General features: G+C 61.1%; 14 protein-coding genes. 7 read left to right on the top strand and 7 right to left on the bottom strand.

The window, feature by feature from the left end; genetic code table 11:
- Positions 1-81 precede the first annotated feature (81 nt).
- A complete protein-coding gene (locus FNU76_RS07135; RefSeq protein ID WP_144277546.1) occupies positions 82-972 on the top strand; it encodes a LysR family transcriptional regulator in 891 nt (296 codons plus the stop codon).
- Between the two features lie 9 nt (positions 973-981).
- On the opposite strand, the gene FNU76_RS07130 is transcribed toward FNU76_RS07135, so the two are convergent.
- A complete protein-coding gene (locus FNU76_RS07130) occupies positions 982-2,046 on the bottom strand; it encodes a type II asparaginase (RefSeq protein WP_308418620.1) in 1,065 nt (354 codons plus the stop codon).
- A 218-nt stretch (positions 2,047-2,264) separates the two neighbouring features.
- Between FNU76_RS07130 and FNU76_RS07125 the strand changes: the two genes are divergently transcribed.
- Positions 2,265-3,020 (top strand): hypothetical protein, encoded by a 756-nt coding sequence (locus FNU76_RS07125; protein WP_144277545.1) that lies wholly within the window; start codon positions 2,265-2,267, stop codon positions 3,018-3,020.
- A gap of 12 nt (positions 3,021-3,032) precedes the next feature.
- On the opposite strand, the gene FNU76_RS07120 is transcribed toward FNU76_RS07125, so the two are convergent.
- From FNU76_RS07120 to aceA, 4 genes are all read right to left on the bottom strand, one after another.
- The gene (locus FNU76_RS07120; RefSeq protein ID WP_144277544.1) at positions 3,033-3,503 is read right to left on the bottom strand and encodes a YiaA/YiaB family inner membrane protein; all 471 of its coding nucleotides are present in this window, start codon (positions 3,501-3,503) and stop codon (positions 3,033-3,035) included.
- Between the two features lie 66 nt (positions 3,504-3,569).
- On the bottom strand, positions 3,570-4,643 hold the full coding sequence (locus FNU76_RS07115; protein WP_144277543.1) for a toxic anion resistance protein: 1,074 nt from the start codon (positions 4,641-4,643) through the stop codon (positions 3,570-3,572).
- 163 nt (positions 4,644-4,806) lie between these two features.
- A complete protein-coding gene (locus FNU76_RS07110; RefSeq protein WP_144277542.1) occupies positions 4,807-6,975 on the bottom strand; it encodes a malate synthase G in 2,169 nt (722 codons plus the stop codon).
- Between the two features lie 139 nt (positions 6,976-7,114).
- The gene (gene aceA / locus FNU76_RS07105; RefSeq protein WP_144277541.1) at positions 7,115-8,413 is read right to left on the bottom strand and encodes an isocitrate lyase; all 1,299 of its coding nucleotides are present in this window, start codon (positions 8,411-8,413) and stop codon (positions 7,115-7,117) included.
- A 489-nt stretch (positions 8,414-8,902) separates the two neighbouring features.
- Between aceA and grpE the strand changes: the two genes are divergently transcribed.
- The 5 genes from grpE to FNU76_RS07080 all read left to right on the top strand — a co-directional run bounded on the left by grpE (position 8,903) and on the right by FNU76_RS07080 (position 14,250).
- Positions 8,903-9,457, top strand: a complete 555-nt coding sequence (grpE, locus tag FNU76_RS07100; protein WP_144277540.1) for a nucleotide exchange factor GrpE — start codon at positions 8,903-8,905, stop codon at positions 9,455-9,457.
- 187 nt (positions 9,458-9,644) lie between these two features.
- On the top strand, positions 9,645-11,564 hold the full coding sequence (gene dnaK, locus FNU76_RS07095; protein WP_144277539.1) for a molecular chaperone DnaK: 1,920 nt from the start codon (positions 9,645-9,647) through the stop codon (positions 11,562-11,564).
- Positions 11,565-11,639: 75 nt separating this feature from the next.
- The gene (dnaJ, locus tag FNU76_RS07090; protein ID WP_144277538.1) at positions 11,640-12,767 is read left to right on the top strand and encodes a molecular chaperone DnaJ; all 1,128 of its coding nucleotides are present in this window, start codon (positions 11,640-11,642) and stop codon (positions 12,765-12,767) included.
- A gap of 400 nt (positions 12,768-13,167) precedes the next feature.
- Positions 13,168-13,707 (top strand): outer membrane beta-barrel protein, encoded by a 540-nt coding sequence (locus FNU76_RS07085; RefSeq protein WP_144277537.1) that lies wholly within the window; start codon positions 13,168-13,170, stop codon positions 13,705-13,707.
- Between the two features lie 201 nt (positions 13,708-13,908).
- Positions 13,909-14,250, top strand: coding sequence for a DUF4870 domain-containing protein (locus FNU76_RS07080; RefSeq protein WP_144277536.1), 342 nt, complete (start codon positions 13,909-13,911; stop codon positions 14,248-14,250).
- A 372-nt stretch (positions 14,251-14,622) separates the two neighbouring features.
- On the opposite strand, the gene siaD is transcribed toward FNU76_RS07080, so the two are convergent.
- Complete coding sequence (siaD, locus tag FNU76_RS07075; RefSeq protein ID WP_144277535.1) at positions 14,623-15,432, bottom strand: biofilm regulation diguanylate cyclase SiaD; 810 nt, start codon at positions 15,430-15,432, stop codon at positions 14,623-14,625.
- The gene (gene siaC / locus FNU76_RS07070) at positions 15,422-15,826 is read right to left on the bottom strand and encodes a biofilm regulation phosphoprotein SiaC (protein ID WP_144277534.1); all 405 of its coding nucleotides are present in this window, start codon (positions 15,824-15,826) and stop codon (positions 15,422-15,424) included. The genes siaD and siaC overlap by 11 nt, the downstream gene beginning before the upstream one ends.
- Between the last annotated feature and the right edge of the window lie 17 nt (positions 15,827-15,843).

Below are 15,843 nucleotides of genomic sequence, written 5' to 3'. Positions count from 1 at the left end.
TACGATGGCAAGATGCTACGAGTTGCATTTGACCTTGGTCCAATATATGTTTCAGCATCGATCCATACTTTGAAAGTATCAATGGAGCTGCGTCATCTGCGTTACTTCGTCGCCGTGGCCGAGGAGATGAATTTCACCCGGGCCGCCGAGCGCCTGCACATCGGGCAGCCGCCGTTGAGCCAGCAGATCCAGGCCTTGGAAGCGGAATTGGGGGTGCAGTTGTTCAGTCGCGGCAAACGCAAGATTGCGCTCACCGATGCCGGCGCACTTTTTCTGACGCGGGCCCGCGCCATCCTGGCGGCGGCGGTGGCGGCGGGTGAGGAAGCAAGGCGGGTGGCGCAGGGCGAAGAGGGCGAGCTGCGCATAGGCTTTACCTCCACGCTACCCCTGACCCCCATTCTTCCGGCCATCGTACAAGACTACCGGCGGCTGTCTCCCAAAGTTCGGCTGCACCTTCGGGAAATGTACACAGCCGATCAGTTCGACGGCTTGCTGCGTGACAAACTGGATGTAGGCTTTGTCCGCTACGATGGCCGCGGGCATCCTGCCGGCCTGAGACTGCAGGCCTTGCGCCGCGATCCCTTGCTCCTGGTCATGCCGGCCAGCCACCCCTTGGCGGGATTGCCGGCGATTTCCCTGGCGCAATGTCGCGACGAGGGTTTCGTGGCCTATCCGGATAGCGCCGGTACCGGTCTGAAGGACAATGTGCGGCTGCTATGCGCCCGCGCCGGCTTCGTACCGCGCGTCGCCCAGGAGGCGGGCGAGGCGATTACCCAGATCGGGCTGGTGGCTGCCGGCCTGGGCGTGGCCATCCTGCCGGCGCCGCTCGATTGCGTGCGAATTGCCGGGGTGCGCTATCTACCGTTGCTGGACGAGGATGCCTTTCTGGTAATGGCTGCCGCGACGCGCGAAGACGAGCAGTCGCCGCGCGTCCTGCGCTTTATTGACGGTTTGGCGGCCTTGGCCGGCTAGGCGTCGTTCTTAGTATTCCCAGAACACCCGCTGCAGATTCTTGCTATCGCCGGGCTGGCTCAGCGCCACGGCGGCAAGGATGCGAGCCTTCTGCGGATTGAGGTCGTGAGCTACCACCCAGTCGTACTTGTCGTCGGGTTGTTCGGCATTGCGCAGCACGAACCCTGCCGGCACATGGGCGGCCCGGACAATTTGTACCCCCTTGGCACGCAAGCCTTGCAGTACAGGCACCACCCGGTCGGCTACCGAACCATTGCCGGTGCCGGCGTGGATGATGGCTTGCACGCCCCGTTCGGCCAACACTTGCGCATTGGCGGCGGCGACATTGCCATAGCCGTAGACGATTTCAACCTCGGCCAGGCGGTCTAGCTTGTCGATATCGAATTCGCTGTTCGAGGTATGGCGTTTGACCGGGGCGCGGAACCAGTAATTGCGCCCCTCCACGACCATCCCCAAAGGCCCCCATTGGCTGGCAAAGGCATTGGTCTTGATATTGATGGACTTGCTGACATCGCGGCCGGCGTCGATCTGGTCGTTCATGGCGACCAGTACGCCTTTGCCCTGGGCGTCGGCACTGCCGGCCACTACCACGGCGTTGTAGAGATTGAGGCTGCCGTCGGCCGACATGGCGGTACCAGGCCGCATCGAGCCGACCAGCACGATGGGTTTGTCGGTATGCACGGTCAAATTGAGAAAGAAGGCCGTCTCTTCCAGCGTGTCGGTGCCGTGGGTCACGACGATGCCATCCACATCCTTCTGCTTGGCCAGCGCGGAGATGCGCTTGCCCAGTTGAAGCAGGTGGGCATTGGTAAAGCTTTCGGAAGCGATCTGGAAGACCTGCTCGCCGCGCACGCTGGCGACATTGCCGAGCTCAGGCACGCTCACGATCAGTTTATCGACCGGGACCTTGGCCGATTGGTAGCTGGCGCTGTTGACGGTACCGGCTCCGGCGCCGGCGATGGTGCCGCCGGTGGCGAGGATGACGACATTCGGTTTGTCGGCGGCGTGGGCGCCGAGCGCGAGGGCGGTCAGACCGGCAAGGACCAGCTTGCGGCTGAATGGGCTGAACATCATGGTGTCTCTTCCTGATTTTTATGTCGTCCACGGCGCGCCGGAATGGCGCGCGGGGCGAATTCGCAGCTATGCGAACGGAATAAGCTAACCTGTGCACGGCGCCGGCAAAATTGGGGGAAGCAGCGATAGGGAATATCCGCGCTTAAGCTGCGAATGTGGATTGCCGGCCGCTCAAATTGGCCACAGAATGGATGATCGCAGCTTTCGAATTTCATCATATGGCTGGACAAAATCCCTGGGTAAGCGGTTCGCTGCCCAAACGCGGTCGCCGCGTCGAACCGAACGCCAAGCCGCCAGGCAAGGCAGCCACTCAAGCCGTGCAGAAATTGTTGCGTGCCAATCAGCGCAATCTATTGGGCCGGCCCTTGCGGGCGGCCTTGCTGGAAGGGGCTGGTGGCAAGCGCTGGCACGGCGGCAAGCTGGTGCTGGCCGCGACCGTCGTCAGCGGCGGACTGGCCGTGCTGGTCGCGGGTTTGGCCTCGCATGGCTTATGGCTATTGCCTATCGGCGCCTGTCTGACGCTGGCGGGGGGCTATCTGGTCGTCAAGGCAGGCGGCGACAAACCGGTAGCCATGCCGGGTATGGTTTCCGCCGAGGAGGCCGCCGAACTGGATGCCTTTCTCGACAGCATCGCCGCGCGCCTGCCGCCGGAAGTGTTGGAGCGGATCGCGCAACTGAAGGAGGAGCTGGCCAGGCTGCTGCCGCTATTGCGCGACGAGCAGCGCTTGGTGGCGGTGCCGATGGAAGAACGATTCTTTATTCGCCAGTTGGTGGCGCGCTATTTGCCGGATGCCTGCCGGCACTATCTCGACCTGTTGCCTACCACCGACGCGCCCGACGAGGCCGCCCGCGCCTCCCTGGACGAGCAGCTGGCCTTGCTGTTCGCCCGGCTGGAAAAGGTGCGGGCCTTGCTGCAGGCCGACCAGCAGGAAAGGCTAAGCAACCATGCGGCCTTCCTGCGCGGCAAACAGTAGACCCGCCTTGTCTTAACCCTGAATACGGGACGTAGGTTGCGGCACGGTATTTTCCGCAATGCTGCCGCCCGACTCGATCAGATCGGCTTCATGCTTATCGCGCACGGTCTTGGCCACGGTGAAGACCGAGCTGACCAGATATAGCCAGCTGACCACCATATAGCCTTTTTCCCATTGGCCGATCTGCATACGGAACAGGCCCCACGCGGTCAAGGCGATGGCGATGAAAAATCCCACCCAGACCATGATGACCCAGGGACCGGTATCGACCTTGTCGTCGCGATTGTCGCGTATGGTCTTGGCCAGGGTGAAGGAAGCGAACAAGCAGAAGAAAAAGCCCACGGCCAGGAAGGCGCGGTCCAGGCTTTCGCTAGGCATATTCCACACGCCGATGGCGCAGGAGATCAAAGCCAGGCCGAAAGACAGCCAGACTTGCATGGTCCAACTCGAGGTGTCGCGGCGGATCAGAAACTGCTTGGCCATGCTGGTGCTCCTTGGAGGTTACGGCGAGGGATAGTGTAAGGTCAGGCATTGCCTGAGCAATGGTATTTAGACCGGGTGCGCTCGGGGGACATCTTGCGCTATACGCGCGGTGAATGCCGCTTTGTTGCCGGCGAGAACGGACATGGCATCGGCGTGGCTATGCGCCAATGCGTCCATGGCTTCGAAGCTCAGCTGGAACATGGCCTGCAATTTGGCCATATCCAGTTCGGGCTTGCCGCTTGGTGCATCGCGCAAGGCGGACACGCCGGCGTCCACCCCTTCCAGCAGCGCCATCACGGCCAACTGATTGCCGCTGGCACGGGCGACGGTTTGTGCCACCGCCAACGCCGACAGACCGGTAGTGGCAACCCGATCGCAGCCCGCGATCATCTCGCGGCAACCGCGTTTGAGTACCTCCATGACCAGATAGCCATTCAGGTTGATCGCCTGCTGCGTTTGCATATCTTGTAGATTCTGCCCAAGGCCGTAGAGGACTTCCTCGCGCAGGACGCGGCTGCGCGGTGCGTCGCGGTGGGCCAATTCGTCCAAGCGTCCCGCCAACTGCCCGGACAGTTGCTCGATCAGCCGCAGTTCGTCCGCCAGCAAGAGGATGGCTTGCCAAAGCTTGGCACGGATGCCCTCGATTTCCAGTTCATCGCGCAGCATATCGTCGCGCGCGTTATAGATTGCTTGCAGCGCAGCCTGCAAGCGCGCGGCTTCGGCCTGGAAGCGCCGGAAATAAGCCTGTAGCCGATTGCCCATGGGCAGGATGCCAAACAGTTTGCGACGGCCGAAAAGGTCGCCTTGGCGGGCGGGATCGAGCTGGTCCAGATAAGTACGCAGCGTGGCGATGGCAGCAAACGCGGCGCCGGCTTCGATACCGCGGGTGTTACGTGCCATGACGCGGCCCGCCAGCAAATCGGCGGCGGCAGTCATTTCCCTGCGGCCGAGGCGCAGAATCGACTCGGTCCCGCGCTGAAAGACATCGCCATGCAAGGGCGCATCCAGCAGGCAATCCAGTAGCGGGGCCAGCCTGGCGACTGTATTCGCGCGAGCTTCATCGGACGGCGCCAGCCGCGCCATCAATGCGTTCCTTGCGTCGGTTTGATCTGGCGGGTGGTCGCCGATGGTGGTGGACATGCTTTTTATCGTAGCCTTCGATAAGCTTTATATTCTGCGAGAATGGTAGCAGTACTTGCCTCTATTGTATAAATATATGGCGGAGGTAGCGGAAAACGCTACTGAAGTGGGCAAAGAAAAGCCCCCGCGTTTTTAGAGCGGGGGCAGGCGATGCGAGAACCAGCTAGTCGGCGTAGGCCGCCTTCACGGCCAGCCGGCTGCGGTGCAGTACCGGTTCGGTATAGCCGTTGGGCTGCTTGTCGCCTTCGAACACCAACTCGCAGGCGGCCTTGAACGCAATGCTGGTGTCGAAGTTGCCGGTCATGGCGGCATAGTGCGGATCGCCTTGGTTCTGCTGGTCGACAATGGCAGCCATGCGCTGCAGCACTGCCATCACCTGATCGCGTTCCACCACGCCGTGCCGCAGCCAATTGGCGACATGCTGGCTGGAGATGCGCAGGGTGGCGCGGTCTTCCATCAGTCCGACATCGTGGATATCGGGTACCTTGGAGCAGCCCACGCCCTGGTCCACCCAGCGCACCACGTAACCGAGAATGCCTTGGCAGTTGTTCTCCAGTTCCGCGCGTATTTCCTCGGCCGACCAATTCGTATCGGTGGCCAGGGGAATCGCCAGGATATCGGCCAGCGCGGCGCGCGGACGTTGCAGCAATGCTTCCTGGCGTGCCGCCACATCGACCTTGTGATAATGCAAGGCGTGCAGCACGGCGCCGGTCGGCGAGGGAACCCAGGCGCAGTTGGCGCCGGACATCGGGTGGCCGATCTTGTTGGCGAGCATTTCCGCCATCAGGTCCGGCTTGGGCCACATGCCTTTGCCGATCTGGGCGCGCCCTTTCAGGCCGCAGGCCAGGCCGATATCCACGTTCCAGTTTTCATAGGCGGCGATCCACTTTTCCTGCTTCATCGCCTCCTTGCGCACCACCGGACCTGCTTCCATCGAGGTATGGATCTCGTCGCCGGTGCGGTCCATAAAGCCGGTATTGATAAAGATGGTGCGTTCGCTGGCCGCGCGTATGCACTCCTTCAGATTGACGGTGGTGCGGCGCTCTTCGTCCATGATGCCGATCTTCAGGCTATTGCGCGGCAGGCCGGCCAGCGTTTCCACCCGGCTGAACAGCTCGACGGCGAAGGCGACTTCTTCCGGGCCGTGCATCTTCGGTTTGACGATATACATCGAACCGGTACGCGAATTGCGCAGCGGACCCTGGCCGAGTATGTCGTGCTTGGCGATCAGGGCGGTGATGACGGCATCCATGATGCCTTCGAAGATATCCAGCCCTTGATGGCGGATAGCCGGATTGGTCATCAGATGGCCGACATTGCGCAGCAGCATCAGCGACCGGCCGGGCAGGCTGAAGGGAAGGCCGGCGGGATCGAGGAAGGCGCGATCCGGGTTCATGCGGCGGGTGAGGCGTTGGCCGCCCTTGTCGAAAGTGTCTTCCAGGGTGCCCAGCATTAAGCCCAGCCAGTTGCGGTATACCTCGACCTTGTCTTCGCCATCCACCGCCGCGACCGAATCCTCGCAATCCTGGATGGTGGTGATGGCGGCCTCCAGGCACAGGTCCTTGACGTGGGCCGTGTCGCTCTTGCCGATGGGATGGGCGGCGTCGATCTGGATCTCGACATGCAGGCCGTTGTGCTTGAGCAGCAGGCCGGTGGGTGCGTCTACCGTGCCGGTGTAGCCGACGAACAGGGCGGCGTCGCGCAGGCCGCTATGGCTGCCGTCGACCAGGCCCACCTGCAGCTGGCCGGCGGCCACGGTGTATAGGCGGGCATCGCGGTGCGATCCCTTGGCCAGCGGAAAGATTTCGTCCAGGAAGGCGCGGGCGAATTCGATGACCTTGGCGCCGCGCACCGGGTTGTAGCTGCGGCCCTTTTCCGCGCCGTCCCGCTCGGGGATGGCGTCGGTGCCGTACAGCGCGTCGTACAGCGAACCCCAGCGCGCATTGGCGGCATTGAGGGCGTAGCGCGCGTTCTTGACCGGCACCACCAATTGGGGGCCAGCCATGCTGGCGATCTCGGCATCGACCCCTTCGGTACTGATGCTGAAATCATCCCCTTCGGGCAGCAGATAACCGATCTCTTGCAGGAAAACACGATAGGCGCCGGCATCGAACACGCGGTTGGCGCGGTGCCAGGCATCGATCCGGGCTTGCAGTTGGTCGCGCTTGGCCAGCAGGGCGATGTTCTTGGGGGTGAGGTCGGCGATGAGCTGCTCGAAGCCTGTCCAGAAGGCGTCGGCCTGCAGGCCGGCGCCGGGGAGGATGTGACGGTTGACGAGGTCGAACAAGGCGGCGTGGATGGCCAGATTGCCGTGCTTGATGCGTTCGGTCATGGGTGCGGTCTCCAAATGGGTTCGCGGCGGGGGCATGGGCGAACCGGCAAGGCGAAAACGCCGCCCGAACTCGTTCGAGCTGGGGCGGCGTCCGTAGGTGGGGGCATAGCGGACAGCCGCTACACCCCTGCTAAGCAACTCAGTGGAACTGTTCTTCTTCCGTCGAGCCGGTCAGCGCCGTCACCGAGGAGCGGCCGCCCTGGATCACGGTGGTTACGTCGTCGAAGTAGCCGGTGCCCACTTCCTGCTGGTGCGACACAAAGCTGTAACCGCGTTCGCGGGCGGCGAATTCCGGTTCCTGCACCTTTTCCACATAGGCCGACATGCCGCGGGCCACGTAGTCCTGGGCCAGATCGAACATGTTGTACCACATGGAGTGGATGCCGGCCAAAGTGATGAACTGGTACTTGTAGCCCATGGCGCCCAGCTCCTTCTGGAATTTGGCGATGGTGGCGTCGTCCAGGTTCTTCTTCCAGTTGAAGGAAGGCGAACAGTTGTAGGCCAGCAGCTTGCCCGGATGCTTGGCATGGACCGCTTCGGCGAACTTGCGGGCGAATTCCAGATCGGGCGTACCGGTTTCACACCAGACCAGGTCGGCGTATTCGGCGTAGGCAACGGCGCGGCTGATGGCCTGCTCCATACCCTTCTTGGTCTTGTAGAAGCCTTCGGCCGTGCGCTCGCCGGTCAGGAAGGGCTTATCGTTTTCGTCGTAGTCGCTGGTCAGCAGATCGGCGGCTTCCGCATCGGTACGGGCGATCACCAGGGTGGGGACGCCGTAGACGTCGGCGGCCATGCGCGCGGCGATCAGCTTTTGTACCGCTTCGGCGGTGGGGACCAGTACCTTGCCGCCCATATGGCCGCACTTCTTGACCGAAGCCAGCTGGTCTTCAAAGTGCACGCCGCCGGCGCCGGCACGGATCATGGCCTTCATCAGTTCGTAGGCGTTCAGCACGCCGCCGAAACCGGCCTCGGCATCGGCCACGATGGGCGCGAAGTAGTCGATGAAGCCGCTACTACCTCTTTCCAGGCCTTTGGAGTGCTGGATCTCATCGGCACGGGAGAAGGCATTGTTGATGCGTTCCACCACCTTGGGCACCGAATCCACCGGGTAGAGCGACTGGTCCGGATACATGGCGGCGTATTCGTTGTTGTCGGCAGCGACTTGCCAGCCCGACAGGTAGATGGCTTTGACGCCGGCCTTGACCTGTTGCATGGCTTGGCCGCCGGTGAGGGCGCCCAGGCAGTTGACGTAGGGCTCGTTGTTCACCAGCGACCAGAGCTTCTCGGCACCGCGGCGGGCCAGCGTGTATTCCACCTGGACGGAGCCGCGTAGGCGCTCGACGTCGGCGGCGGTGTAGCCGCGCTTGATACCCTTCCAGCGCGGGTTGGTGTCCCAGTCATGTTGAATGGCGGCAATACGTTGTTCGCGGGTCGACATAATTTCTTACCTCGTTGGGCGTAAGGCGTACCAAGGGCATTGCCCATGGTGCGCGGACTACAAATTTAGGGAGTAGCACGGCTAGGCTGGCGGTTCGCTGGCCTGTGCCCCGCCTGGGTATTGCTTGGGGCGCTGGACCCGAATCCGGCCGTGATGGGGGCCGGTAGGGGTATTCCGTAACTTGTGTAGTCGATTATAAGGAGTTTCATGTGCAGCGCAGCAAATATTTCAAACGAGCGTGTGATTTGTATGAAATTTCCCGATACGAAATCGCGCCAATTTCTACAGCTTGTTGAAATCAAATGATTTTTACCGGTGTGGGTACATGCTCACTGATGGGCAGTGGTGAGGGAAGCTGGATCGGGCACAGGATTTGCGGCAATTGTTCGGCAAGGTGGGGTGGCCGGCGTGGCATTTGCCCGTCTTCGCGCCCTTGAAATGCCAATAACCATCTCCATCTTGTGGGCTATCGCTTCAGGAGACCGACCCATGCAACACGAAAACCAAACGGAAAATCAACTGGATCAAACGCTTGAGCAAAGCGCGGCGCCGGTGGAGCAGGAGCAGCCCGTGGCGGCTGAAAGCCTGGAAGCCCAGGTCGTTGCCCTGGAAGCCAAGCTGGCCGAGCTGCAAAGCGGGCTGCTATATGCCAAGGCCGAGGGGGAAAATATCCGCCGCCGTGCCCAGGACGATGTTGCCGCAGCGCACAAATACGCGGTGGCCAAGTTCGCCGGCGAACTGCTGGTGGTCAAGGACTGCCTGGAGATGGCCCTGAAGGACAACTCGTCCGTCGAGAATATCAAGATGGGCGTGGATATGACCCTGCGCAATCTCACCGGCGCCTTCGACAAGTTCCAGATCAAGGAAATTGATCCCGCGCCCGGTGAAAAACTGGACCCGCACAAGCACCAGGCCATGAGCGCGGTGGAAGCCGAGGCCGAACCCAATTCGGTGGTCAGCGTGATGCAGAAGGGCTATCTGCTGGCCGAGCGGGTATTGCGTCCCGCCATGGTGGTGGTGGCCAAGGCGAAGAGCGAGGGTTGACTGCGAAGGGCCTTGAAAGCCTGCACGCGTAACCCCACTTAGCTGGTAAGGGTAGGGCGGCGACGCTTCCGCTTCGGAAAAGTTCCCGAACGAATCGACGCCGCGGCACGGAGTGCTCTCCGTACTACCGGCAAACTAATTTATCGCGCCGGCTTTGCCGGCTCTACTGGATACGAAGGAAGACATCATGGGCAAGATCATTGGCATTGACCTGGGTACTACCAATAGCTGTGTCGCCGTGCTCGAAGGCGGCAACGTCAAGGTGATCGAAAACGCGGAAGGTGCACGCACCACGCCTTCCATCATCGCCTATACCAATGACGACGAGATCCTGGTCGGCGCGCCGGCCAAGCGCCAGGCCGTCACCAATCCGAAGAACACGCTGTACGCCGTCAAGCGTTTGATCGGCCGCAAGTTCGACGAGAAGGAAGTGCAGAAGGACATCGACCTGATGCCTTACGCCATTGCCAAGGCCGACAACGGCGACGCCTGGGTGGAAGTGCGCGGCAAGAAGATGGCCCCGCCGCAGATCAGCGCCGAAGTGCTGCGCAAGATGAAGAAGACCGCCGAGGACTACCTGGGCGAGGAAGTGACCGAAGCCGTCATCACCGTGCCGGCCTACTTCAACGACAGCCAGCGCCAAGCCACCAAGGATGCCGGCCGCATCGCCGGCCTGGATGTAAAGCGCATCATCAATGAGCCGACCGCCGCGGCACTGGCGTTCGGCCTGGACAAGAAGGAAAAGGGCGACGCCAAGATTGCCGTCTATGACCTGGGCGGCGGTACCTTCGACGTTTCCATCATCGAGATCGCCGACGTCGACGGCGATATGCAGTTCGAAGTGCTGGCCACCAATGGCGATACCTTCCTCGGCGGCGAAGACTTCGACCAGCGCCTGATCGATTACATCGTCACCGAGTTCAAGAAGGATCAAGGCATCGATCTGAAGAACGACGTGATGGCCCTGCAACGCCTGAAGGAAGCCGCGGAAAAGGCGAAGATCGAGCTGTCGTCCACGACGCAGTCCGAAATCAACCTGCCTTACGTGACCATGGACGCCACCGGCCCCAAGCACTTGGCCATGAAGATCACCCGCGCCAAGTTCGAGTCGCTGGTGGAAGACCTGGTCGAGCGTACCGTTGCGCCTTGCCAATTGGCCTTGAAGGACGCCGGCCTGAAGATTTCCGATATCGATGACGTGATCCTGGTCGGCGGCCAAACCCGCATGCCGAAGGTGATGGACAAGGTCAAGGAAGTGTTCGGCAAGGAGCCGCGCCGCGACGTGAATCCGGACGAAGCGGTCGCCGTCGGCGCTGCCATCCAGGGTTCGGTGCTGTCGGGCGACCGCAAGGACGTGCTGCTGCTGGACGTGAGCCCGCTGAGCCTCGGTATCGAGACCATGGGCGGCATCATGACCAAGCTGATCACCAAGAACACCACCATCCCGACCAAGGCCTCGCAAGTATTCTCGACGGCCGACGACAACCAGAGCGCCGTGACCATCCATGTGCTGCAGGGCGAACGCGAGAAGGCCGCCGCCAACAAGTCGCTGGGTCAGTTCAACCTGGAAGGCATTCCGGCTGCCGCGCGCGGTATTCCGCAGATCGAAGTCGAATTCAATATCGACGCCAACGGCATCCTGCATGTTTCCGCCAAGGACAAGGCGACCGGCAAGGCCAATAACATCACCATCAAGGCCAACTCGGGCCTGTCCGAGGAAGAAATCCTGCGCATGGTGAAGGATGCCGAAGCCAATGCCGAGGAAGACAAGAAGCTGACCGAACTGGTGGGCGCGCGCAACCAGCTGGAAGGTTTGATCCACTCGGTGAAGAAGTCGCTGGCCGAATTCGGCGACAAGATCGCCGCCGACGAAAAGGCCGCGATCGAAACCGCGCTGACCGCCGCCGAAGGCGTGGTGAAGGGTGACGACAAGGCCGAAATCGAAGCCAAGTCGGAAGCCCTGATGAGCGCATCGCACAAGCTGGCCGAGAAGATGTACGCGGCCCAGCAAGGTGCCGAGGGCGAGCAGCCGGCCGCCGGTGAAGCCAAGCAGGATGACGGCAATGTGATGGATGCCGAATTCACCGAAGTCAAAGACGAGAAATAATTCTGCTTGATGGGAAAAGCGCAGTGCGGGCTGGTGGTTTCAGCGCGCACTGCGCTTTTGCCGTAAGGAAACAGCATGGCGAAAAGAGATTTCTACGAGATTCTAGGTATCAACCGCGATGCGAGCGACGAGGACATCAAGAAGTCCTACCGCAAGCTGGCGATGAAATACCACCCGGACCGCAATCCCGACGCAAAGGATGCAGAAGACAAGTTCAAGGAGGCGAAGGAAGCCTACGAGATCTTGTCCGATGAGCAAAAGCGCGCCGCCTACGATCAGTACGGCCATGCCGGGGTAGACCCGCAGGCGGGTATGGGCGGTGGTCATGGCGGCGGCTTTGCCGATGCCTTCGGCGATATCTTCGGCGACATCTTCGGCGGTGGCGGCGGCGGTGGCCGAGGCGGGCGTTCCAACGTCTACCGCGGCTCGGACCTGCGTTACAACCTTGAGATCACGCTGGAAGAAGCGGCGCGCGGCACCGAAACCAAGATCAAGATCCCGACCCACGAAGAGTGCGAAATCTGCCATGGTTCCGGCGCCAAGCCCGGTACCCAGGCCAAGACTTGCGGGACGTGCGGCGGCCATGGCCAGGTGCGTGTGCAGCAGGGCTTCTTCTCGCTGCAACAGACCTGTCCGACCTGCCATGGCTCCGGCAAGGTCATCCCCGAGCCGTGCCGTTCCTGTAGCGGGCAGGGCCGGGTCAAGACGCAGAAGACGCTGAATGTGAAGATTCCCGCCGGCGTCGACGAAGGCGATCGCATCCGCCTCAGCGGCGAAGGCGAGCCGGGCGTGAATGGCGGGCCGCCGGGCGACCTCTACGTGGTGATCCACCTCAAGGCGCATGGCGTGTTCGAGCGCGAGGGCAACGACCTGCATTGCGAGATGCCCATCGGCTTCGCCATCGCGGCGCTGGGCGGCGAAATCGAGATCCCCACGCTCAATGGCGCGGTCAAGCTCAAGATCCCGGCCGAGACCCAGACCGGTGCGGTATTCCGCTTGCGCGGCAAGGGCATCAAGGGCGTGCGTAGCGCCATCACCGGCGATCTGATGTGCCATGTCGTGGTGGAAACGCCGGTCAAACTGACCGAGCGGCAGAAGGAACTGCTGCGCGAGTTCGAGCATATCAATATGCAGGACGACGCCAAGCACAACCCGCGCGCGAGCTCGTGGATGGACAAGGTGAAGGACTTCTTCTCGAATTGAGGCGCGGTTCGCCCCGAAAAAAATGGTCGGCACAGGATGCCGGCCATTTTTTTTGGTGCGCCGGTAATGTGCGTCAAATGAAACTATTTCGGTAAACGGCTGCCACAGGGTGGCGTGGCAAAAATTCGGTTCAATCGCGCGATCAGCGGGTTGAGCGGAAGGTCCACGGTGGGTTCTCGGAGATTTCTTGAAAATTTTCGGATGCCTGCGGAACTTCCATCGGCCTAATCCCACAAAGACGTCGGGCTCCATGTTGCAGGCATATGCCTTGCCCTGGCGGTAGTTTCCCGTTTGATGCGTTCGAGGCGATCCCGGCAGACACACGCTGCCACGCTCTTGTCGCAGGATTCGCCGCCCTGGATTTGCGTTTTCATTACTAAACTGATTTGAGGATTAACTCATGCAAAAGCAATTCGCCGTATTCGCTATCGCCGCTGCCCTGGCCGCTCCCGCCTTCGCTGAAGGTTTCTACGCCGGTGGCGATATCGGTCGCAGCAAGGTGGAAGTCAAGGGCGACGGTATCTCCGCCCACAAGAACGACAACACCTGGTCGGCCTACGGTGGTTACCAGTTCCACCCGAATTTCGCCGCCGAAGTCGGCTACCGTAGTTTCGGTAAAATCGATGCGACCGAAGGCGCTTCCCGCGCCAGCGTGAAGGCCCGTGGCCTGGAAGCTTCGCTGGTCGGTTCGCTGCCGGTGACCAATGAACTGAGCGTGTTCGGCCGTGTCGGCGTGACCAACGTCAAGGCGACCTATGAGTTGCGCACGCCCGGTGGCTACGAAAATGCCAGCGAGAAGAAGACCAAGGGCATGTTCGGTATCGGCGCCCGCTACGCCGTCAGCAAGGAAGTTGGCCTGACCGCCGAATACCGCCAGGTCGCCAAGATGGACAAGGCCAAGCTGTCTACCTTCACCGTGGGTGGCGACTACCGCTTCTAAGCTTCGCTGGCGCGTTGTATTGGAACAAAAAGGTGCCTCACGGCACCTTTTCTGTTTTCCGGGGATGATTTTTCGCTGCGGCAAAGGCTACAAGGTATCGACCAATCTGGCCCTGCTTGCTGGCCTTTTCTCCAGGCTGGCTTATGATGACGAGGACATGCCTTCACCTCATAACCTCAGGGAGCAAAAGCAGTGAGCGACATGAACCCCAATCCGGCGCCGGCCGGCACCACCGATTCCAATACCTTTGCCGTGCTGACGTGGGTGGGCACCTTGATCTTCGGCTTTATCCCGCCGCTTATCGTGTTCCTGGTCAAGAAAGACGACGCCTATGTGCTAAGCCACGCCAAGGAAGCGCTGAACTGGTCCATTACCGCGACGCTGGGCTATATCGCCTGCATGGTGCTGACCTTGGTGGTGATCGGCGCATTCCTGATCCCGGTTGTCATGGTGATACACCTGGTGTTCTGCATCCTCGGAGCCGTCAATGCCAGCAAGGGCATTGACTACAAACTGCCTTTCAATCTGCGCCTGATCAAATAAACGCTGGCTGGTCCAGGTGGCCGGCACATGAACGCCCGCGAGCCGCATCGCGGGCGTTTGTCATTGCGTTTCACCGCGTAGCTGTAAGAAGCTGCATATACCGGCTGGGATGGCCTTGAGCGCAGCGAGCATAGCCCGAAACCGTTCCGGGAGGCGCAATCCATTGATCTAGCCAGAATTCAATGGCAAGTACCCTGTAACCCTATATTTAAGTAGGGTAAAGGTAGACTTGTATGCATATGGAGGCGGGTATTGCCGAATGTGATGCAGGCTGGGTGTAGTCCGGGTATTCAGCATGCAATCCTCCACTCACGAATGAAGTAGCGAGAGGAGTCTGGACAATCTCTACAAAGCCCGTGCTGAAGCTAGTGTCTAGACCGCCCCCGTCGGCGGCGCCTCTCCCGCCCAACAACGGTCCCGCCCGCTGCGTTTGGCAACCAGCATGGCGGCATCTGCCTGGTTGACCGTGTCGGCGTAGCCTTGGTCGAGGCGATGCTCGGCCAAGCCGGCACTGACGGTGAGGGTCAGGCTCTGTTTTTCCACCTGGATAGGACGTTGCCGCACGCAGTCGCGGACCCGTTCCAGCACGGCCAGCGCGGTAGCCAGCTCGGTTTCCGGCAGCAGGATCAGGAATTCCTCGCCACCCCAGCGGCCGCACAAATCGTATTCGCGGACTTCGCTTTCCAGCACCTGGGCGACATCGATCAGGACGGCGTCGCCGGCGTCATGGCCGTATTGGTCATTGACCCGCTTGAAATGATCGATATCGACCATTGCCACGCAGAATGGCCGTTGATTCCGCTCGCTCCGTTCGGCTTCGCTCTTCAGCCGTTCCAGCAATAGCCGGCGGTTGGCCAGGCCGGTCAACGCGTCGTGGGTGGAGGCTTCCTGCAAGGTGGTATTCAGATCGCGCAACATCTGCTGGTAGCGGTCGGAAATGCGCGCGACCTTTTCCAATTGGCGCAAATGCTTGTCGAATCGCATGCTGAGGCTCTGCTCGCGCTGCCGGGCGATATGCTGATAGGCGTCCGACACATGGGTGATGCGTTCAACCCGATTGAGCAAGTCCCGATACTGCTGCCACAACTGGCTAAGCGCGAAATACAGCGGGTCGTCGCGCATTGCCGGGTCGGCCAGCAAACGCTTGATCAGCGCCTCAAGTTCGCCGCTGTCATGTTTCATCGGGCTCCCCCGATGAGGTGGCATGGCCGATGATGGCGAAGGGGAAGTTGCAGTCTTCCTTGAACTCCGCCGCCAGCTCGGCCACCCGCTCGTTACGTTGGTCGTAGTGCCAGTTGACCGCCACCGTCTGGCCGGCGTGATGGGCTTCTTCCAACAGATCGAAGATATCCATCATGGCCTTGATGCTGCTGGTATTGAGATAGAGCAATTTCAGTTCCAGCGTCAGCGGCCGGCTGGCATCCTTCAGAAAGGATTCGAGCCAGTGGAACACCTGCTGGAAGAGTTCGTAGGAATTCTCCGGGTAGGAGTCGCCTTGCATGGCCAGTATCCCGTCCTCCCAGTTGCCTTGGATGGCGGGGCTGGACTGGCTGCCCGTAATGGAAAAGTCGTTCATATGCGCACACCCATTGC

This window comes from Chitinimonas arctica, from assembly GCF_007431345.1.
Lineage (GTDB): Bacteria > Pseudomonadota > Gammaproteobacteria > Burkholderiales > Chitinimonadaceae > Chitinimonas > Chitinimonas arctica.
This window is presented reverse-complemented; position numbering and strand designations above follow the sequence as displayed.